Raw genomic sequence first — 21969 nt, forward strand, 5'->3', positions numbered from 1 at the left:
GGCGGCACGCTTCAGGGTGTGCCGCTGTCCGTTTGCGCCGCCGCTCGAGCGGCGCTGATGCGGGCCTCGACCATGCCGCGATAGGCGGCATTCGGTTCGGCGCTGTCCAGAATGCCCTGCCAGGCTTCCAGCGCTTCTGATTCCTCACCGTCCTGATAGCGCGCCTCTGCCATGAAGAAGCGTGCCCGGACATCGTCCGGATCGACATCAAGCGCCCGTGCGAACGCTTCCCGTGCGGCCGGAGTCATGTCGCCCCCGGCTTCGAACAGCCGTGCCTGTCCCAGCGAGGAAAAGAGGAAGGCCGAAGCCGGCTCCCAATCAATCGCATTCTCGAATGCGTCTGCCGCGACGCTGTAGCGCCCGATCTGCATATTGGCCTGGCCAAGCACGGCCCAGCCTTGCGGGTCGTCAGGATTTACCTCGAGATTGGCGCGCAGATTTGCCAGCTCGGCCATGATGGCCTGCGCTTCTTCAGGCAGTTCCGGAGCCCGGGCCGGCTCCATGCCGACGAGAAAGGGGCTCCCCAGCATCATGTAGAGCGACACCGCGGCGATCGCCGCAACGCCCGACCCGGCAACCAGGCCCTGGCGCAGACGGGCTGAAGCGCGCGCGTCACGACGCGTACTGGATGAGGCTGCGACCTGACTCATGCGGCGGCGGATATCCAGCTCCGCCTGGCGAGCCGCCTCGGCATCGATAAAGCCAAGCTCACGATCCCGCGCAAGCTCGGCCAGCTGTCCGGCAAACACACCCTGCCCGTCAGCCACCTGCTCCTTCACCCCGCGCAAGACAGGCAGGACCAGAACCAGGACGACCAGACTGGCGATCGCGGCAATCAGAATCCAGATCATGACTGCCCCTCCTCCTCACGCAGACGGGCCAACTCGGCCTCGTCTTCGGCATCCATGCCTGTCCCGGTTCGCTGTGCCTGTCGGCGCACGAAACTGACGAGCAAGGCGCCGCCGCCAATCAGCGCGATAAAGGGCAGCAGCCAGAGAAACAACGTATTGGCCTGCAGCGGCGGCGTCATCAGCACATAATCGCCATAACGCTCGCGAACCCATGCCAAGACCTCGGCATTGCTGTCGCCAGCGAGAAGCCGCTGGCGCACCTTGTCACGCATGTCTGCCGCCAGGGCCGCATTGCTCTCGTCAATGCTCTGGCTCTGGCAGACGACGCAGCGCAGGGACCGGTAGAGCGCACGAGCGCGCACTTCGGTGGCGGCATCCGCCATCTGCTCGTCCGGCGGCGGCGACGCGAAGGCCGCCGGCGCGGTGCTCAGGACGACCAGCAGGATCGCCAGGGTGCGAAAAGCGGACATCATTCGGTTTCCAGCGCCTCGATCATCGGCAGCAAGGTGTCGCGCCAGACGGTCTCGTCGATGATGCCGACATGGTGGAAACGGACCTGTCCCTCGCGGTCGATGAGGAAGGTCTCCGGGGCGCCGGTGATGCCCAGTTCAAAGGCCAGGTCGCCGTCCGGATCATCGCCGACGCGCTGATAGGGATTGCCATTGCGCGCGAGCCAGGCGGCCCCGGCGCCCGGTTCATCCCGCCAGTCGACACCATAGATCGGCACCCGCCCCGATCGGCTGATCTGCATCAGCATCGGATGCTCGATTTCGCAAGGCGGACACCAGGTGCCGAAGACATTGACCAGCGCTACCTGACCGTCGAGATCGGTATTGGAGAAGCCCGGCTCGCCCTCCGCAATGGCGGCAAGGTCAAATTCCGGCAGCGGCCGATCGATCATCCGGCTGGGAATAGAAGACGGGTCCTCGCGCAGACCCAGGGCGAAATAGACGCCCATCACGACAAAGACCGCCAGAGGCAGGAAAAGAAAGACGCGATTCATTCCGCCGGCTCCGCGATGACGGGTTTGCCCTTGGGTTTCGCGGCGAGCGCTCGGCGACCGCGGTCCAGGAGCGAGAGCAACCCGCCCAGTCCGAGAACCGCCGACCCGATCCACAGCCAGACCGCGAAGGGGTAGAGATAGACATGGACCGGCCAGCCATGCTCCGGGCTGGGCTGACCGATTGTCACGTAAACATCGCCTGTGGCCCGGGCATGGATCGCCGACTCGGTCGTTGACATGCCGCGCACCGGATACAAGCGTCTCTCAGCCGTCATGTCAGCGACCACTTGCTGCCCCCTCCGGACCGTGAACCCGCCCTGCTCTGCGATATAGTTTGAGCCTTCATATTGCCGGACATCGTCCAGCGTGATCGCAAGCTCGCGGATCTCGAGATGCTCGCCCGGCATCAGAAAGGCACTCGCTTCCTGCTTCCACGCGCTCACACCGGTAATGGCAAAGACGACTATGGCGACCCCGAAATGGGCCACAGCCATCCCCCAGATACCCAGTGGAAGACGCGCCGCGCGCGCCAGTGAGGCGGAGAAGGCGATCTGCCCCAGCTTGAAGCGCTTGGCCAGATCGGTCAGCACGCCCAGCGCGACCCAGATCGCCAGGCCCGTACCCAGCGCCCCTGCAACAAGGCCGCGATCAGCGATCCAGAAAGCCGCAATCGCTCCGGCCAGTGCGGCGATCCCGGCCGGTGCGAGATCCTTGAGAACGGGCATCAGCTTGCCGCGCTTCCAGGCGAGCATGCCGGAGATCGGTACCAGGACCAGCAAGGCGCCGATCATCGGATTGAAAGTTCTATTGTAGAAAGGCGCACCGACCGTGACCGTCTCGTCGCTCACCGTGGTGACAAAGAGCGGGTAGAACGTGCCAAAAAATACCAGCGCACAAGCGGCTGCGAGCACCAGATTATTGACCAGGAGCGTGCTCTCCCGGCTGATCTCGGAGAACAGGCCGGTCGGTTTGAGCAGATTGGCCCGCAGCCCGTAGATCAACAGGGACCCACCGATCAAGGCGATCAAGATGCCCAGGATGAACACGCCGCGCTCCGGATCGACGGCAAAGGCATGAACCGAAGTCAGCAGGCCGGAGCGCACCAGGAAGGTGCCGACCATGGACAGCGCGAAGGTCATCAGGGCAAGCAGGATTGTCCAGGCCTTCAGCGTATCCCGCTTTTCCATCACCCGAAGGGAGTGGATGAAGGCGGTGCCCGCAAGCCATGGCAAGAGAGAGGCGTTCTCGACCGGGTCCCAGGCCCACCAGCCGCCCCAGCCCAGCTCGTAATAGGCCCAGCTGGCGCCCAGTGCGATGCCGATGGTGAGGAAGGTCCAGGCAGCCAACGCCCAGGGGCGAACAATTCGGGCCCAGCGTGCATCGACGCGCCCCTCGATCAGAGCGGCCACAGCAAAGGCAAAGGTGATCGAGAACCCGACATAGCCCGCATAGAGCATGGGCGGATGTGAGGCGAGGCCCGGGTCCTGCAGAAGCGGATTGAGGTCCTGGCCATTCTCCGGCCCGGGCCACAGTCGTGCGAACGGATTGGAGGTAAACAGCAAGAAGGCCGTGAAAGCTGCTGTAATCAGCGACTGGACCGCAAAGGTCAGTGAGATCAATCGGGCTTCAACCGGCTTGGCCGACCAGGCCAGCGCCGCCGTATACCCGGTCAAAATCAGTGACCAGAGCAGCATTGATCCCTCATGATTGCCCCACACGCCGGTCAGCTTGTAGAGGAAGGGCTTGTCGGTATGGGAGTTCTCGGCAACCACAAGCGCCGAAAAATCCGACTGTGCGAACAATACGGTCAGACAGGCAAAGGCCGCCAGCACCAGACCGAATTGCGCCATCGCACCGGTCCGCGCGAAGCCGTGCACCACGGCATCGCCGGTCCGCAGCCCCGCAAAGATGGCCACCGACTGGAAGAGTGCGACCACGAAGGCCAGGATGAGGGCGAACTGCCCGAGTTCTGCAATCATGCCGCCGACTTGTTACGGGATGGCGCCGAGGTCAAGGCGCGAGGTGTCGCAGGCAAGAGCATTGCGGGTCGACAACCGTGACGCGATCCACACGCCCGCATTAAATTATTCCGACAAGTTGTTGCAGTGCGAGGACTTTTTTCGTGGCACCCCCAGATTTGAAGTGTTAGGAATTTCTTAATGGGCAATACAGGCTGCCCATCGTTTCTGGGGGCGTTAGTCGGGCCAGACCCATTCGGGCGGCCGTTTTCCACAACAAGGCGCTAAGCGTGCAGTCATCGATGCCAACATCGGCGTCGGACCTGTCCGCTTGTCCAAAACCAAGTGATCCTGGCCGTGGTGTCCCCAACATCCTGTACAGGCTTGTGAACGAGAGAAAACATCATGCGCGACTTCACCACGCTCGATACGCCCTTCATGGCCCAGGAATTTGGCCTGATGAATTGGTTTGAGGCGGATGGTTCCGGCTTCTCCGCTTCCGGGCGATCGCCGCGGGCCAGGTTCGAGTCGCAGCTCAGCGAAGATGTCGCGCAAAATTACGACATCCACCAGGACGACGACGTTTTCCATGAATATTCGCTTTGCGGCTGTGGCGCAGGACGTGCCGTCGACTTCAGTGCTGAAGGCGCGGAGATTGTCTTTGACGAGGCCGGCAATCCAGTGGACGCGGTACAGGGCACGTCTGTACTGCTGGGCGGCGATGATGGCGTGATCGTCTATTACATCGGCAATACCGGCTACCAGAACCAGTATGGCGTCACCTACAGCACAGGCGCCGACGACATCGGCGAAGTTGACTGGACCGCCGCGGAGATTGCCAGCATCCAGCATGCGTTTGCCGATATCTCTTCGATTGTCGATCTGACCTTCGTGCAGACCTTCGACCCGGCCGAAGCTGATCTCACATTCATCAAGAACGATAATCTGCCCTATCTCGGCTATGCAGCCGGAACGGAAGGCGGCAGCCATTACGACATCGTGATGAACCACACGATCAGCAACCGGGTCCCCGACGGGTTCAACCCGGGCGGTCAGGGATATGAGACCCTCGTACACGAGATCGGCCACGCACTCGGCCTTGGCCACACCCACGATGAGTCCCTCGGCTCGGACTATCTTCGCGGCATGTCCAATGCCAACCGGTTCACCTCGGGTCCGGATGGGCTGAACGATCCCATCAACTCCATCATGGCCTACCGCGACGGCTGGGCGGCTCAGGGCAGCTCCACCGTCGACTCCGGCAATCGCTCGAATTTCGGCGCCTGGGACGTTGCTGCGCTGCAAAACCGCTTCGGCGCGGTCAACAACAATAACGGTGACAATGTCTACAGCCTCACCACCACGGACGCGGCACGTTATGGATTCAGCACGATCTGGGACACGAGAGGCACTGACACGATTTCAGCCGCAGGCCTGTCAGAGGACGCGACCATCGACCTGCGCCCGGCCACCCTCCTCTATGACGCCCTGAGCGGCGGCGGTGTTTCCTATGCCAGCCTGACCGGTGGCTTCACCATCGCCAATGGTGTGGAGATCGAGAACGCGCTTGGCGGCGACGGCAATGACACCATTGTCGGCAACGCGCTCGACAATGTCCTGGACGGCGGCGATGGCGATGATGACCTGTCCGGCGGCGACGGCAACGACACGCTCAACGGCAATGCCGGCAATGACACACTCGATGGCGGTGCCGGCAACGACACGCTTGATGGCGGTACCGGGGTTGACGTGATCGACGGCGGCGACGGGATAGACACGCTCATCATCCAGGCGCAGGCGGGCATAGAGAACGCCTATTTTGACCTCCGCACGAACGTTTACAACGACCAGACCGGTTCGGGCCTGGAATCCGTCACAAACATCGAGAATGCCACCATATTTTTTGCCTCCAACTCGACCCTGTTCGGCGATTCCGGTGACAACCGTCTGGAGGTGATAGACGGAACAGCGACGATGTATGGCGGTGATGGCAATGACACACTGATTGTCGGCAGCACGTTTGGGAGCAGTGTCCTGAACGGCGAGGATGGCAACGACACGCTGCTCGGTGGCGGCGGCAATGACTTGCTGAACGGCGGTGACGGTGCGGACCATGTCGATGGCGGGGCCGGAATCGACACATGGCAAGGATATCCGATCGATTGGACGGGGTCGGTTCAGATTGACCTTCTGACCGGCATTGTCGCCGATGATGGCGACGGCAATGCGGAAACCGTGGCGAATATCGAGAATGTCCAGATCGGTTATTCGGTCGGGTCCCAGGTGTTGGGCACCCACGGCGACAATGTGCTGGCGGTCGACGGGAATGGCCACGCTATTTTCGGTCGCAGTGGCGACGACGAAATCCACGTCGCAGCCGCCGGCGATTTTGATGGCGGCAATGGCAATGACACACTTGTCTATAGCGGAACCAGTCCGGCACGCGACGGCTTCACCCGGACTGGCGGCCTCCATATCTCTTTGGAAGAGAACACAATTTACGATGACGGTTTCGGCTTTTCCGGCACGGCAATCCGGATCGAGAACATCATCATCGAGGGCGGCAACAATCTCGCCGACGACCTCACGGGCTCGAATGATGACAACATTTTGGACGGCAGCGACGGCAATGACTTCCTGCGCGGCCTCGGCGGCGATGACACGCTGATCGGCGGAGCCGGCGATGATCGCCTCGTGGGCGGCCGCGGAACCGATTCCTATTCGGGTGGCGACGGTTTTGACGAGATCATCTTCTTCGACACGGCCTCCACCCAAGGTGTGAACATCGATCTCGAAGACGGGATTGTCTACAATGATGGTTTCGGCAATCAGGAAACCCTGAGCGGTATCGAAGCTGTCGGCGGCAGCATCCACATCGACACGCTCGCCGGTGACGACAACGCCAACAGATTTTTCTCCTTCGGTGGCGGTGACACGCTGGTCGGCCGCGGCGGCGACGACGAATTCTATGTCGAAGGTGCGAACAATATCGACGGCGGTGACGGCATCGACACCGTCTCCTTCAACGGCGTCCTCACGCGTGCCGATGGCAGCACGATAACCGGCACTGGCGTCTTCGTTTACCTCAACGCGAACCTCATCGGGAATGGTGGTTTTGGTGACAGCGGCACCATTACCGGCGTCGAGAACGTCAACGGCACGGAATTCAGAGACTTCTTTTACGGCGATGACAACCGCAATGTCCTCAGCGGACTTGGTGGCGATGATGTCATTCGAGGCTTCGGCGGCGATGACAGCCTGATCGGAGGGGATGGCGACGACTATTTAAATGGCGGCGCTGGAATCGACGATTACGATGGCGGTGACGGCTTTGACCGCATCAGCTTCTACGATCTGACCGCAACGCAGGGCGTTATCGCTGACCTTGCTGCCGGAACGATCACCAATGACGGGTTTGGGAATAGCGAAACTTTCACGGGTATCGAGGGACTCGGTGGTGGCACGCTCCATCAAGACTACCTGGCCGGTGATGATAACGACAATTTCCTGCTCTCGGTCGGGGCCGGTGACACACTGATCGGCCGCGGCGGCGATGACCGCTTTCAACTGCAAGGCGCCACAACCGTTGACGGCGGCGACGGTCATGACACACTTGTCCTGGCCACCTTTCTCGACACATCGTCAGGCCGCGAGGAAGGACATGGCTGGACCGTCGACCTGGTCTTCGGCGCCATCATTGATGATGGACACTTCAACTTCTCGTCGATCACCAGCATCGAGGAAATCGTTGGCAGTTCCAAGAATGACCGCCTCTACGGCTCCCTTGGCGACGACGTTTTTCACGGCGGCGGCGGCGACGACTACCTCGTCGGACGTGATGGCGCAGACACGCTCAATGGCGGCGACGGCAACGATTCCATTTTCGGCAATACGGGCAATGACATCATCCGCGGGGACGCGGGCGATGACCGTCTTCTCGGCAATGTCGGCGCCGACTCCCTCCATGGCGGCGACGGCAATGACACCCTTCTGGGCGGCAGCCAGGATGATGCCCTGTGGGGCGATGACGGTGACGACACCCTCGATGGCGGCAGCGCGAATGATGAACTGAATGGGGGGCGCGGTACCGACACCCTTGATGGCGGCGACGGTATCGACACCGCTGTGTTCGACCAGTTCGGCGAGGCCACCGAGCGGGTCGAGATCGACCTCTCGGGCGGCACGGTCGCCAATGATGGGTTCGGCACCCAGGACTCACTTTCCGGTATCGAGAACATCCGCATTGCCAATCTGGCCGGTTCCATCGTGGTTGGCGATGACAATGGCAACCACATCGAGGTTCATGGCGCCAATCACACGATTGACGGACGCGGTGGCGACGACATTTTCCTGATCGAGGGCGCCACGGACATCGAAGGCGGCGATGGCGTCGACACGGTCGAGCTGCGTGGATACATGCGCGCCTACGACGCGGCGGACGGGGTCACGACGGTCGACGCCGACCAGCGAGTTGTCGTCGACATGCGTTCCGGATTTATCTTTAACGACGGTTTTGGCAATCAATCCACGATCAGCAATGTCGAAAACATTGTCACATCGCGTGACCGTGACACGAATGATCAGATCGGCGGCACTGAAGTCGCGAATGTCATCCAGACCAATGGCGGCAGTGACACCGTCTGGGGATATGGCGGCGATGATACCTTGGATGGCGGCGACGGCGACGACTTCCTGCGTGGCGGAGAAGGAAACGACACGCTGATCGGCGGAGCCGGCAATGACTATCTCAGCGGCGGCGCCGGGGTGGACAGCTATGCGGGTGGAGACGGCTTCGACCGCGTCAGCTTCTTTGACCTCACAGCCACACAGGGCGTGGTTGCCAACTTGTCCACCGGCATTGTGAGCAATGACGGCTTCGGCAATCTCGAAACCATGACAGGGATCGAAAATCTGGGCGCCGGCACATTGTTTGCCGACACATTCACCGGAACCGACGACAGCAACTTCTTTATCGCCGTTGGGGGCGGCGACACCCTGACCGGCAATGGCGGCGATGATTCCTTCCAGGTCCAGGGCGCGAACACTATCGATGGTGGCGACGGCACCGACGCCGTCTTTTTCTATGATGTTCGCTATGTTGGCCTCGACGAGTTGGGCAACCTCATTGTCGAGGAGAGCGAGGGAGTCTCCATCTCTCTCGCCGATGAAATGATATATTCGGGCGGATTCGGCGATTCCGGATCCATCACGGGTGTCGAGAACCTCGGGGGGACGTCATTCAATGACATACTGCTCGGTTCGAGCGACGCCAACCAAATTGGCGGCGGCGGCGGCGATGATTTTATCAGGGGTTATGATGGTGATGACCGCCTTGATGGTCAGAACGGGAACGATATCCTGTACGGCGGAGCCGGGGCGGACGAACTCATTGGCGGCGCTGGCGACGATTATCTGAACGGCGGTTCCGGCGAGGACCGCTATGATGGCGGAGACGGGGTTGACCGTATCAGCTTCTATGACGCCGACGCGACACAAGGCGTTTACGCGGACCTGACCGATGGCGTCATACAGAATGACGGTTTCGGCAATACGGAGGCCTTTACCAGCATCGAGAGCCTCGGTGCCGGCACCGTTTTCAACGATTTCATTGCCGGCGATGACAACGACAACCGCCTGCAGGGAACGGGCGGTCTCGGCGATACCATTCTCGGGCGCGGCGGCGATGACCTGATCATCATCGAGGCGGCGACATCGGTCGATGGCGGCGATGGTGTCGACACGCTCCGCATGGTTAGCAACAAGACTTTCTTCATAGCCGATACCGTCAGTGGTTATGGCGTGACTGTCGACCTCTCGACGGGGATGATTGTCGATGATGGCTTTGGCGACACGGTCGCCATCGCCGGTATCGAAAACCTGGAAGGCAGCGCGTTCAATGACAGCCTGACCGGCGATGCCGGCGACAATGTTCTCAGCGGCTGGCACGGAGATGACTTGCTGTATGGCAATGACGGCAACGACACGCTGAATGGCGAGGACGGCGATGACAATCTGGAAGGTGGCAATGGCGACGACATCCTCGACGGGGGGGCCGGCGACGATATCATCAAGGGCGGCAATGGCATTGACACGATCATCGGCGGCGACGGACGAGACCAACTCGAGGTCCTGATCACCGATGGCACCACTCAGGGTCTGGTGATCAACCTGGCAACCGGTGCGGTTGATAATGACGGGTGGGGCAATTCCGAAACCATCTCCGGAATTGAGAATGTGACCGCGGGCACCCTGAATGGCGACACCATCATCGGCAGCGACGACGACAACTGGATCGTGGTCCTCGGGACCGGAAACACAGTATCCGGAGCAGGCGGCGACGACGTCATCATTATGGATGTCGGCACGGTTGTGGATGGGGGCGACGGGTTCGACATACTCGCCCTCTCGGGTCAACTCACGAGCGGGGTCGGTGTCACCGCCGCGCCGCAAGGTGTTGAAATCAATTTGGCGACCGGCACCATCGTCAATGATGGTTTCGGCGGCACATCAAGCTTCACGGGGATCGAATACGTTGTAACCTCGGTCCTGTCGTCGACCGATGACCTGATCCGCGGTAGCGCAGGCGATGACACAGTCAGCACCGGGGCCGGTGCGGACCAGTTCCTCGGCAATGATGGCAATGATCGTGCTGATATGGGATTCGGTGACGACCGCGCCTTGGGCGGGAATGGCAGTGATTTGCTGATCGGCCAGCACGGGAATGACACGCTCGCCGGCCAACGCGGCGATGACTTCCTGTTTGGCGGCGAAGGCGACGATATCCTTCTCGGCGGGGTCGATGACGACTGGCTCGACGGCGGCCGAGGCGTTGACTCGCTGGACGGCGGTGACGGCTTCGACATCATCAGCTTTGCGGGTGATGCTGACCAGGGCGTGGAGGTCAATCTCCAGACCGGCGTGATCTCCAATGATGGCTTCGGCAATGCCGAAACCATGACCAGCATCGAATCCGTACAGGGAACAAGCATCTTCCATGACACCGTCAACGGCTCCGGCAATGACGACATCATCATTGTCTCGGGGGCTGACAACACCGTGTTCGGGCGAAATGGCGACGACGTCATCACGATCGATGGTGGCGGTGGTGCCATTGATGGCGGGTCCGGCACGGATACGCTTCAACTCAGCGGCATCCTCTTTGTCGACACCGACGCAGGCATCGTTGAGACCGTCGCGGCCGCACCGGTCGTGATCCACCTGAAAGATGAAGTCATCACGAATGACGGGTTCGGCGGCTCAGGCTCGCTGATCCGGGTCGAGAACGTCAGCACATCGGCCGAGATCGACACGGTGGACACCATTACGGGCAGCTCGTTCAACAACGTCATCAACACTCATGGTGGCGATGACACGGTCAGAGCCGGCGGCGGCAATGACACCGTTGATGGCGGTGACGGCGATGACGACCTTTCCGGCGGCGACGGCAATGACACAATGAATGGCGGCGGCGGCAACGACACGCTCAATGGCGGTGACGGCAATGATCGCCTGTATGGCGATGATGGCGACGACACGATCAATGGCGGGGTCGGTCGCGACATCCTGCGCGGCGGTGCGGGCGATGACGTCATCAATGGCGGAGACGAGAATGACACGATCGTCGGCGATGATGGCAATGACACGCTCAATGGCGATGGTGGTGATGACTCGATCATCGGACTTGATGGCAATGACACGCTCAATGGTGGCGATGGCAATGACACCCTCAATGGCGGCCGCGACAATGACCGGCTTGATGGCGGCAATGGCGACGACACGCTGATCGGTAGTGTCGGCGACGACCTGCTTGTCTCCAGTGCTGGCACCGACAGCTATGACGGCGGCGGCGGCACGGACACCCTCTCCTTCATCGAGGAAACCCGCGCGGTCGGCATCATGGTCAACCTTGCCGCCGGCAATGCCGCCGACATCGGTGGCGGTAATGTGGAGAGCGTCTCCGGGGTCGAGAATGTCCGCGGGACGAACTTCGCCGATGTCCTCGATGGCAATGGCGCCGCCAACACGCTGTCGGGACTCGGAGGCAATGACGAGCTGCGCGGTTTCGGCGGCAATGATGTCCTCGATGGCGGCGACGGCAATGACACCCTGGTCGGCGGCGATGGCGATGACACGCTGATGGGCGGAGATGGTACCAACAAGCTTTACGGCGAAGGTGGCGCAGACATATTCGAAACCAGTGACGGGCGGAATTTCGTCTACGACTTCGTCGCCGGAACCGACAAGATCAAGGTGAAGTCGGAAAACGTCCTCGACTTTGATACTTTCAAGGACAACGCCATTGAAACGCCTGCCGGCAATCTGACCTTCACCGACCCCGACAGTGGCGGCCAGATGATCCTGGTCGGCTTGACCAAGGCGGCCTTGAGCGCGACCGACTTTATCTTCGAGGCGATCGAAACAGTTACTGAGTCCACGGCTGAACTCGTGTCATTGGCTGTCGAGGCCATCCCGGTGGTCAGCGAGCTCGATGGTCGCATGCACACGGCCGAGATCGCGGACCTGGTTGGAATGATGGATGGCTTCAAAATGGGCGATCTGTCGACGATGGACCTGGACGGTTTCGCGAAGCCGGTGTTCGAGACCCTCTCTGATCCGGTTGATCCGACCCAGGAAACAACCGAGGAAGCCGCCCGGACCTCCGACATCAAGGACCATCCGGTTTCCGAAACCATTGCCGCCAACGACTCGACCGTCCTGCCTGACCTGTCCATCAACGCTGATGGTCTTGGCGGGTGGCAAGCGCCGTCGCTGAATGATCATGGCGTTATCCTGAGCGATCAGGTCGACATCTGGTAGACCGTCCAAGGATGCCGAAAAAACGGGGGCCCGGGCCGCAAGGCCTGGCCCCTGTGAGTTGTAAAATTCGCTTTTGGGGATGATGAGCCCGGCGTCCGGTGTTAACGTGCGCCATCGACGCGGGACAGAACTGAACCCGAACAACCCGCGAAGCGGCGGTGCGGATGCCCGGTTTGGGCAGCCCTGACGCTCGGCCACAGCGAGGACATCATGCTTGACTTCGGCTCCAATCCACTCCGCTCACTCAACGGCGAAGCTTCCATCCGCAACCCGTTCGACGACGCCTGGAGCCTGGCACGCTTCCCCGACCTGCTAGAATTCACGGGTGTCGGCGACAGACCCGGCGACCTGACCACGGGCACCGGTCACGATGACGGGCACGATGATGGGCACGATGACGGGCATCACGGCCATGACCACGCACCGATCATCTGGATCGGCGACACCCCCATGCAGGGCGGACTTCACCTCGGCGGCGAAGCAGCCGATCCCGTCTCATCGGTGGAAGGCACATTGTCTCCGCTCGGAGGGGGAGCAACCACTATCTACTACTATTTCGGCGACAGCGGCTTTGTCAGCGACTACGGCACGGCCGTTGCCAATGAGACTGATTGGAGCGGGGAAGAGGACTGGTCAGCGGCAGAGGAAACCGTCATCACCGCCGCCCTTGATCTGATTTCGACCGTAATCGATCTGACCTTTGTGGAAGTCGTCGATCCGGACCTTGCCGATCTGACTTTCTTCAAGAATGACAATAGCGGCAGTCTCGGCACAGCCGGTACGCTGTCGACCGGCAGCCAGTCCTGGACCGACATACGCATCAATCACACCATTAGCAGCCGCTGGTCGTCCGGTTATGAAGCCGGGGGTCAGGGGCATGAGACACTGATCCATGAAATCGGTCATGCGCTCGGTCTCGGGCACACGCATGACGAGTCGCGTGGTTCGGATTTCCTGCGCGGGATGGATTCGGTCAGCTCCTTCTCACTCGGGCCGGACGGCCTCAATGATCCGATCAATTCCATCATGGCCTATAATGATGGCTGGTACACCAACGGCACCTCAACCGTCGGCTACGGCAATCGTGAATCCTTCGGGGCTTGGGATATCGCAGCGCTGCAAAACCTGTTCGGCTCTGTCGCCAACAATGCCGGTAGTACGACCTATAGTCTGATCGATTATGCCGGCAGCACGCCAAGCGGCTATTCAACAATCTGGGACACGGGCGGGACCGATACGATTGACGCGTCCGGCATGGTGACATCGGTCGTCATCGACCTGCGCGCCGCGACCTTGGACTATACCGCGACGAGTGGCGGCCCGGTGTCCTATGTCACCGACTTCCGGATGGGCTTCACGATCGCCAATGGCGTCGTGATCGAAAATGCCGTCGGCGGAAATGGCCGCGACACCCTCACCGGCAACAGCTCTGCCAATTCCATGTGGGGCGGCGTCAGCAAGGACGTCATCTATGGCGGTGACGGCGATGACACGCTCTACGGTCAGGGCGGACCTGACAGCCTGTTCGGCGAAGCTGGCGATGACACGCTTTATGGCGGTGATTTCCGCGACAAGCTGCTCGGTGGCGACGACAATGACACGCTTTACGGTCAGAGCGGCAATGACACGCTGAACGGCAATAGCGGCAATGACACGCTCTATGGCGGGGCCGGTCATGACAATCTGTACGGCGTTTCCGGACGCGACACGATCTATGGCGGGAACGGCAATGACCTGCTCAATGGGGGCGGCGGCCACGACACACTGAATGGCGAATCCGGGACCGATTCCCTCTACGGCCTCAACGGCGATGACATCATGGACGGCGGCGATGGCGCCGACCTGCTCAATGGTGGCAATGGCGACGACACGATGAGTGGCGGCAGCGGCGCCGACACCCTCTATGGGGTGGCCGACAATGACACGCTGAATGGCGGTGCGGACGATGACATTCTGAATGGCGGCGGTGGCCGGGATACGCTCAACGGCGATGCCGGCAATGACACGCTGACCGGCGGCGGCGGCAATGATGTCTTCATCTACGATGCCGGCGACGACACAATCACCGATTTCGCCAGTGGCGACACGATCACCATCCGGTCCAACTCCGTGGCCAGCCTGGCTGACTTCAAGGCCAATGCGGTCGATAGCGGTGGCGATGTCATTTACACCGATCCCGATCATGGCGGCACGCTGACCATCGAGAACACGACCGAAGCCGCCCTCACCGGCGCGGACTTCACCTTTGAGAGTGCGTCGCCGGAGGAGGCCGCAATTGCGGCATTCCAACCCTTGTCCGACGTCGAGGCCGCAGATATGGCCCCCATCATGTCCCGCGTTGAACGGGCGGACTGGATCGACAATGACGGACTTTCCCCGGACGCTCACCTTGTCGACCTGTCAGCCCTGCTCAGCCAAGCCCAGCCTGTCGGGGTCTCACTGAGTGAGGTGCAAGACGAAACGGAGACAGGCCTGACCGTCAAACCCCTTCCCGTTTCGGAAAGCCTGAGTGCGGACCAGGGACCGGATTCCGGCGCCCTGGGGCAACGCAGCTTCCTGTCATCCCTGGTCGACCCCGAGGCCGGGCCAGACGACTGGTCATCGCCGCAGGCCGACACCTTCACTCCGCTGCCCGACCCCGTTGAAATCTGGTAGTCGGTCAAGCCGCTTCTAGGTCTGGCCCCGGACGGGTCTGACTCGCCCGAACCACAGGATCAGCAGCGCGGGAAGCCACGGAAAGACCCGCTCGAACGGGTCACCGGGCAAGTGCGCCCATTGCGCCGCCAATGCGGCCGGTCCCGGCAGGCTGGCCGGGTCGAGAGCCCCCATTGCATTGAAGAAAACCGTCAGGCCAAAGCCGATAATCATCGCCGCGAGGACGGCCTTATGGCCGGACTGCACGCCCACCACCCGCATCACGATGACCGGGCCGAACGCCGCACCGAGCGCTGCCCAGGCGAAGAGCACCCGGGCAAAAATCGTCGATGGCAGGGCCAGCGTCATCCAGACCGCTACCAGGGCGATCGCGATCATCACGATCCGCGAGACGAGGACTTCATGGCCGGCGAAGCGTCTCGAAACGCCCAGATCCCGGCTGACCGCCGCGGCCGCGACCAGGAGAATGGAGTCCACTGTGGACATCACGGCGGACAGGACCGCCGCAATCACCAGACCGCCGACGATCGGCGGCAGGTAATCCCGCGCAACCTGATAGAAGAGTGCTTCGCCGTTCGACCCGGCCCCCACCAGGGCGCGTCCGGAAAGGCCCAGAATGGTCATGCCCGCAAAAACAAGGACGGCCCAAACGATGGCGATCTGGAAGCCCCGCATGCGCGCCGCTTCATCCTTCACCGCCATCAGACGGGTGATCAGCTGGGGCTGTCCAAGGGCTCCCAGCCCCACGCCCCACACGCCGATGATGAAACCGGACAGCAGCATGACCGGCATATCGCCGCCAAAACTCAGATAGGCGGCGGCCTCATTGGCCGCGAGCGTGGCAAGGACTTCGGAGGGGCCACCCGCCGCGATCAACGCCGCGATGGGAAGGAGCAGTGCGACAACGAGCATCAAGGCGCCCTGGAGCATGTCTGTCACGCTGACCGCCCAGAAGCCCCCCAGAAGGGAGTAGAGCAGGACAATCCCGGCTCCAACCAGAACCGATTCCAATTGCGGCAGGGCAAATTGGGTTTCAAAGGCCTGGGCCGCAGCCCCGAATTGGGCAGCGATGTAAAAGATGAAGCAGAACAGGATCATCGCGGCCGCGACAGCCCCGATCAGGCGCTTGCCGATCATGGACTGGCCACCGGACAGGAAATCCGCTGTCGTCACATGCCCCTCTCGCCCGGTCTCGTCGCGCAGGCGTCGCCCGAACCAGAGCCAGATGGCGACGTAACCGGCCCAGATGCCCGGCACCATCCAAAGGGCCGACAAGCCATTGGCGTAAACAAAGCCGGAAAAGCCCAGCAACACCCACGCCGACGAGGTCGACGCAGCGTAGGACAGACCTGCCACCCAGGGGCCGAGCCCCTGCCCGGCGATAAAGAAATCGCTCTCCGTACGGTTTCGCGACGATGCCCACAGGCCGACTGCAACAAGCACAAGCTTGTACGCGATCAGCGTGGCCAGAACGATCAGGCTTTCCTGCGACATCCATCCCTCCCCGAACGGTGTCATGCGAGCCGTGATCAGCTCACCTTGCCTCACCTCTAGCCGTGTTTGCGATACCACGCCAAGTCGAACCGCTTCGGCGACTTGCTCCGCGCTCCGCGCCCGGCTAATCCGGCATCACAGCGAAACACAAACTGCCCGAGGGAACGGAGATATCATGACCGACAAGCCGACGCTGAAAGCCAAGGATGCTCCGGATCTGGGTTCCTTTGACTGGCAAGACCCCTTCCACCTCGATGACCAGCTCACCGAGGAAGAGCGCATGGTACGCGATACCGCCCACGCCTATGCGCAGGACAAGCTGCAACCGCGCGTGATCGACGCCTATCGCGAAGAAAACACCGACCCGGCCATCTTCCGCGAGATGGGCGAGCAGGGCCTGTTGGGCTGTACTCTGCCAGAAGCGTATGGCGGCGCGGGCCTGGGCTATGTCGCCTATGGCCTGGTGGCCCGCGAGGTCGAGCGGGTCGATAGCGGCTATCGCTCGATGATGTCGGTCCAGTCCTCGCTCGTCATGTATCCCATCTATGCCTATGGCTCGGAAGAGCAGCGCCAGAAATATCTGCCCAAGCTGGCGTCCGGCGAGTGGATTGGTTGTTTCGGACTGACCGAACCGGATGCCGGGTCCGACCCCGCCGGGATGAAGACGCGCGCGACCAAGACGGCGACGGGCTACACGCTCAATGGCGCGAAGATGTGGATCTCCAACTCGCCCATCGCCGATGTTTTCGTGGTCTGGGCCAAGTCGGACGCGCATGACGGCAAGATTCGCGGCTTTGTGCTGGAGAAGGGCATGACCGGTTTGTCGGCCCCCAAGATCGGCGGCAAGCTCTCCCTGCGCGCCTCGATCACCGGCGAGATCGTGATGGACAATGTGGAAGTCGGCGAAGACGCCCTCCTGCCACATGTCTCCGGCCTGAAGGGCCCGTTCGGCTGTCTCAATCGCGCCCGCTACGGCATATCCTGGGGCGCCATGGGCGCCGCGGAATTCTGCTGGCATGCCGCCCGCCAATACGGGCTCGACCGTATCCAGTTCAACAAGCCGCTGGCCCAGACCCAGCTGTTCCAGAAAAAGCTGGCTGACATGCAGACCGAGATCACGCTGGGCCTGCAAGGTTCCCTGCGCATCGGACGGCTGATGGACGAGGCCAAGGCCGCGCCGGAAATGATCTCGATCATGAAGCGCAATAATTGCGGCAAGGCGCTGGATATCGCCCGCATGGCGCGTGACATGCACGGCGGCAACGGGATTTCCGAAGAATTCCAGGTCATGCGCCATATGGTCAATCTGGAAACGGTCAACACCTATGAAGGCGCCCACGACGTGCACGCCCTCATCCTCGGCCGCGCCCAGACAGGCCTGCAGGCATTTTTCTAGGCCGCGGGCACTCCCACATCGCGGGGCCTGTCAGTACCATGACGGGCCCCGCCTGCCCTCGCGCAGGCCCGGGCCGCCGTACAGCGCCCCGGAACGGCATTTTCCCGCCTGCAATCCATGCCGCAATCGCCGCAACTCGCACTTGATGCCCGCGCCGCCGCATTCTAAACCCGCAGGTGGAGAGGTGGCCGAGTGGTCGAAGGCGCTCCCCTGCTAAGGGAGTGAACGTCAAAAGCGTTCCGTGGGTTCGAATCCCATCCTCTCCGCCACTTATTCCCGTCTCATTCGTATGTTCGCCAGGACGCGCCGAAAAGCGGCGTATTTCCGGTGCTTAGTCGGAGTCCCTGTTCCAATAGACAGGCAACAACGGCACGACCTAGTCACCAATTCCGCCCCGTCTCAGTTCCGAGCATCACCCGCTTCGCTTAACCGCATTTCCCTGATGTCAGGGAAATCTACAGGGAAAGCCGGACAAAAACCGGCCAGTCACGCTTACTTCGCGCGTTATTTCAAAGGCTTTGGATGTCCCTTGAGGAATCGGAACAGGGAATTTTTAGGAGTAATGAGGGAATTGGAACTGCGTATCAGGGAATTCGATCGTCGTTAAAATCCAAATTTTCGTTCCTGATCGACCACTCCAGCGGGATACCTTCGCGGACTAAGCGTTCGAGTGTCAGATCCGGGGGTTGCCGCCCTTCGGTGATCGCTTTTTGTATCCGCGGAGACAGAAAGGCGAGATTAGCGCGGACTCGGACATAGGCGTCCGACGTATTCTCTTTTAGCGCGATGGCACTCGCCGGCTCTCCGGATTTGATACGGTCAACCCAGTCATGCGCCCGCGCCAAGGCACGGATAAGGACCGGGTCGATTTCTGCGGCGGAGGTGCTGGTTATGATCCGGGTCTCTACACCCCGTCTTCGCATCTGGAAGCGTGAAGTAAAATGCAGCTGCCCTTGATCCAAGGCTTCCGGTTTGAGCCCCAGCCATGCTGCGACAGAATCGGGACATAGTTGAACGAGAAGCTCTCCTGGTTGAATATCAACACGTCGGATGAGCGACAGGCACGTGCTGGTGTCAAAACGCACGCTATCGGCGTTCCTAATAGAGCCCGCATCGACTTCCGCGAACAAGCCCCCGGAGCTGACCGCCTGCCTTAGACGGCCTTCAACCAGCCCAGAAACGACGTTCTCAAGCTGCACGGCCGGCAGACGCCAACCGCTTGGATCATCTCTTCCCGCTAGCAATCGACTGGAGACGTAGTAGCGATGCTTGCGGCGGTTGCGGCCTGATGCGTGAGTCGGTGTCAGGCGATCACTCTTCTCGTCAAAGAGGCGTCCACACAAAAGCGATCGGTCCCCGGTTGGGATTGAACCGGCCGGAGGCCGTCTGGCACGCGCTCGCAGCTTCGTCTGAACCTTCTCGAAGAGGTCCGGGTTTATGATCGCATCGTGCTCGCCCTCGTAGGTCTTGTCGCGATGTCTGACCCTGCCGGCGTATATGGGATTCTTCAGAACGTAGTGAACCTGCCCCCGCGTGAGTGGCTTCCCGCCACATGTCTTGCCGCTCTTGAACCTTCGGGCCTTCGAGACGACACCAGCCGCCTCGGCAGCCTTCCGTGCGTTTTCCAGACAGCCTTCACGTTCATAAGAACTGAAAATGAGGCGAACATGTTCGGCTTCTCGTTCGTCTATCTCAAGCCTTCGCCGGCCGGCCGATCCCGTAAGCCTGTATCCCAGCGGCACCAAGCCGCCCATCCACATGCCCTTACGCTTCGAAGCGGCGATTTTGTCACGGATGCGCTCGGCCGTTACTTCACGCTCAAACTGGGCGAAAGAAAGCAACACATTCAGTGTTAGTCGGCCCATTGAACTCGATGTGTTGAAAGCTTGGGTAACTGAAACGAAGGAACATCCCGCCTTGTCGAATAAATCAACTAGTTTTGCGAAATCGGCCAGTGATCGCGTTAGCCGGTCAATCTTGTAAACAACGACCATTTTGACCTGACCAGCCTCAATGTCGCGCAGGAGGCGTTTCAGCGCCGGCCGGTCCAGTGTCCCACCCGACACTCCGCCGTCGTCATAGCGCGTCGCCGATACCCGCCAGCCTTCATGGCGCTGGCTCGCAATATAGGCTTCACAAGCCTCCCTCTGGGCGTCTAACGAGTTGAATTCCTGTTCCAGGCCCTCTTCGCTGGACTTCCTCGTATAAACCGCGCAGCGCAGCTTGGTATTTTGGACGGTCATGCGCTTCGGCCTTTCAGGCCAAAAAAGCGCGGACCGGACCAGTGGGCTCCGGTAATCGCCTTGGCGACCGCGGACAGCGATCGAAAACGCTGCTCACGCCAGACAAAGCCATCTGTAACGACCTCAATCACATGGGTCTCACCGTTCCATTCTCTGATCAGTCGAGCGCCGACTTCGAGTTGACTGGAATCGGCATCCCCCGTTCGCGATACCTTCTCCAGCTTCTTCCTCGTGATTGGCGCAATGCCACCCGACTGTCGCGCCTGGATTTCAAACACGAGTACCCGACGCATGAAAGCTGCGCTGGTGCGACGCGGTGGAGGCTCTCCCAGTAACGCCTGCCACTTTTCAGCCAGCTCACGATGCGCCAGATCGGTAAGTGAGCTGATGTCTGGATCGCGCATGTTCACGACGCGCTCGGTGCATCTGCGCCAGTCATCCGATATCGTGGTGGCTGACCTGATTTCTTGGAATTGAGACGTTCGATATTGCGACCCGCCTTCCGCAATCGGGATAGTGCTGCGCGAACCGAATGTGCCTGCCAGCCAGTCTGCTGACACAGCGATGATATGTCCGCGCCGCGTTTAGTTTGAAGGGCGCGGATAATCTGTTCGGTCTTGTTCGATTTTAGATTGCTCTTTGTCATTAAGGCCTCCTGGTCGGAAGCCAGCGCCATGCCAGCTTCTACCAGGAAAGGCCCGATTAACACCGGGCACGGGCGAACTACTGCTTCCCGTTAGGAGGAAGTCCAGCCCGCATCCGGTCATACTGATCTGGATCGAGATCGAGCTTGCGAAAAATCGCCTCACGCGCGGCGGTTACTTCGCGCTCAAACGCCGCGTCCGCTGCTTCGCGCCTAGGTGCGAATAGGAGGATAGATCGCATAATGTCGAGAATGGCGCGGCGGTCGCCGCCGAGGGCTTTTCGGCAGATCCCCAGATAGGCCGCTTCCAACGCTTCAAGGCGCTGCACGCGACCGTCAGCGCCCTTCGCGGTCACCGGCTCTGCGAGGATTTCGGCGGCGTCCTTAAGCGTTGCCGCTCGCCGCGACGGGCGCCCCTTCGGATTCCCGCTCTGACCTGGCTTGAAACGAGTATGTAAAGGGGGTTTGCCGTAGCCAACTTGGTAGCTTTCATCGCTCATCGTCAGCCCACCTCTTTCCCTCAATAACGGGCTTAATCTCTCGGTCGTAATGGTCATTATCATTGGTCAAACGAGACCAAATCCGACGTCGGGCCGCTTCAAAGTCGATGGGCTTGGGTTGGAGATTGTTCTGGGCCGCTTCTGCATTGGCGTTCGTAATCATTTCGGCCAGCTTCAATGCCTGACGGTCGCCCGTGAGAACAAGCTCCCGAAATTTTCGGAAGATAGCTTCCCGCATTGTCACTTTCTTTTTCGATCCGGCGACTTTAACCCGGCGGGCCAGCACTTTCAGCAAGATCTCGTCTGGCGCCGACACGGCTCTTGGGCCGCCTTTGGGATTCCCGGACTGCCCCTTCTTGAACTGACGGCTCCGAGGCGGCTTCATATAGCCTTTCTTATGAGGTGACAT

General features: G+C 60.9%; 13 protein-coding genes and 1 tRNA gene. 4 read left to right on the forward strand and 10 right to left on the reverse strand.

Annotated elements, in window-relative coordinates:
* Positions 1–11 precede the first annotated feature (11 nt).
* The 4 genes from ccmI to JXQ94_RS04985 are packed head-to-tail and all read right to left on the reverse strand — an operon-like array spanning position 12 to position 3833.
* Positions 12–851, reverse strand: a complete 840-nt coding sequence (gene ccmI / locus JXQ94_RS04970; RefSeq protein WP_421922707.1) for a c-type cytochrome biogenesis protein CcmI — start codon at positions 849–851, stop codon at positions 12–14.
* Positions 848–1324 carry a cytochrome c-type biogenesis protein gene (locus JXQ94_RS04975; RefSeq protein ID WP_421922708.1) on the reverse strand — a complete coding sequence of 159 codons (477 nt, stop codon included), beginning with the start codon at positions 1322–1324 and terminating at the stop codon, positions 848–850. The genes ccmI and JXQ94_RS04975 overlap by 4 nt, the downstream gene beginning before the upstream one ends.
* Positions 1321–1854 carry a DsbE family thiol:disulfide interchange protein gene (locus JXQ94_RS04980; protein WP_421922709.1) on the reverse strand — a complete coding sequence of 178 codons (534 nt, stop codon included), beginning with the start codon at positions 1852–1854 and terminating at the stop codon, positions 1321–1323. Before JXQ94_RS04980 ends, JXQ94_RS04975 begins: the two co-directional genes overlap by 4 nt.
* Positions 1851–3833: a heme lyase CcmF/NrfE family subunit gene (locus tag JXQ94_RS04985; protein ID WP_421922710.1), complete on the reverse strand. Its 1983-nt coding sequence runs from the start codon at positions 3831–3833 to the stop codon at positions 1851–1853. The genes JXQ94_RS04980 and JXQ94_RS04985 overlap by 4 nt, the downstream gene beginning before the upstream one ends.
* 384 nt (positions 3834–4217) lie before the next feature.
* Here JXQ94_RS04985 and JXQ94_RS04990 point away from each other — a divergent pair, with 384 nt between their 5' ends.
* Positions 4218–12629 carry a hypothetical protein gene (locus JXQ94_RS04990; protein WP_421922711.1) on the forward strand — a complete coding sequence of 2804 codons (8412 nt, stop codon included), beginning with the start codon at positions 4218–4220 and terminating at the stop codon, positions 12627–12629.
* A gap of 210 nt (positions 12630–12839) precedes the next feature.
* Positions 12840–15284, forward strand: a complete 2445-nt coding sequence (locus tag JXQ94_RS04995; RefSeq protein ID WP_421922712.1) for a M10 family metallopeptidase — start codon at positions 12840–12842, stop codon at positions 15282–15284.
* A gap of 15 nt (positions 15285–15299) precedes the next feature.
* Here the strand turns inward: JXQ94_RS04995 and JXQ94_RS05000 are convergent, their stop codons facing one another.
* On the reverse strand, positions 15300–16778 hold the full coding sequence (locus JXQ94_RS05000; RefSeq protein ID WP_421922713.1) for a sodium/proline symporter: 1479 nt from the start codon (positions 16776–16778) through the stop codon (positions 15300–15302).
* Between the two features lie 175 nt (positions 16779–16953).
* Between JXQ94_RS05000 and JXQ94_RS05005 the strand changes: the two genes are divergently transcribed.
* Both JXQ94_RS05005 and JXQ94_RS05010 read left to right on the forward strand, forming a co-directional pair.
* Positions 16954–18174: an acyl-CoA dehydrogenase gene (locus JXQ94_RS05005; protein WP_421922714.1), complete on the forward strand. Its 1221-nt coding sequence runs from the start codon at positions 16954–16956 to the stop codon at positions 18172–18174.
* Positions 18175–18352: 178 nt separating this feature from the next.
* Positions 18353–18443, forward strand: a tRNA-Ser gene (locus JXQ94_RS05010).
* Positions 18444–18758: 315 nt separating this feature from the next.
* Here JXQ94_RS05010 and JXQ94_RS05015 read toward each other — a convergent pair.
* From JXQ94_RS05015 to JXQ94_RS05035, 5 genes are read right to left on the reverse strand one after another with little or no spacing between them, the layout of a single operon-like run.
* Complete coding sequence (locus JXQ94_RS05015) at positions 18759–20417, reverse strand: recombinase family protein (RefSeq protein ID WP_421922715.1); 1659 nt, start codon at positions 20415–20417, stop codon at positions 18759–18761.
* On the reverse strand, positions 20414–20821 hold the full coding sequence (locus tag JXQ94_RS05020) for a DUF2924 domain-containing protein (RefSeq protein ID WP_421922716.1): 408 nt from the start codon (positions 20819–20821) through the stop codon (positions 20414–20416). The genes JXQ94_RS05015 and JXQ94_RS05020 overlap by 4 nt, the downstream gene beginning before the upstream one ends.
* 2 nt (positions 20822–20823) lie before the next feature.
* Positions 20824–21093 carry a DUF3489 domain-containing protein gene (locus tag JXQ94_RS05025; protein WP_421922717.1) on the reverse strand — a complete coding sequence of 90 codons (270 nt, stop codon included), beginning with the start codon at positions 21091–21093 and terminating at the stop codon, positions 20824–20826.
* Positions 21094–21140: 47 nt separating this feature from the next.
* On the reverse strand, positions 21141–21560 hold the full coding sequence (locus JXQ94_RS05030) for a DUF5681 domain-containing protein (protein ID WP_421922718.1): 420 nt from the start codon (positions 21558–21560) through the stop codon (positions 21141–21143).
* Positions 21550–21969 carry a DUF5681 domain-containing protein gene (locus JXQ94_RS05035; RefSeq protein WP_421922851.1) on the reverse strand — a complete coding sequence of 140 codons (420 nt, stop codon included), beginning with the start codon at positions 21967–21969 and terminating at the stop codon, positions 21550–21552. The genes JXQ94_RS05030 and JXQ94_RS05035 overlap by 11 nt, the downstream gene beginning before the upstream one ends.

The sequence above is a fragment of the Maricaulis maris genome (genome assembly GCF_049116555.1).
GTDB classification, from domain to species: Bacteria; Pseudomonadota; Alphaproteobacteria; order Caulobacterales; family Maricaulaceae; genus Maricaulis; species Maricaulis maris_C.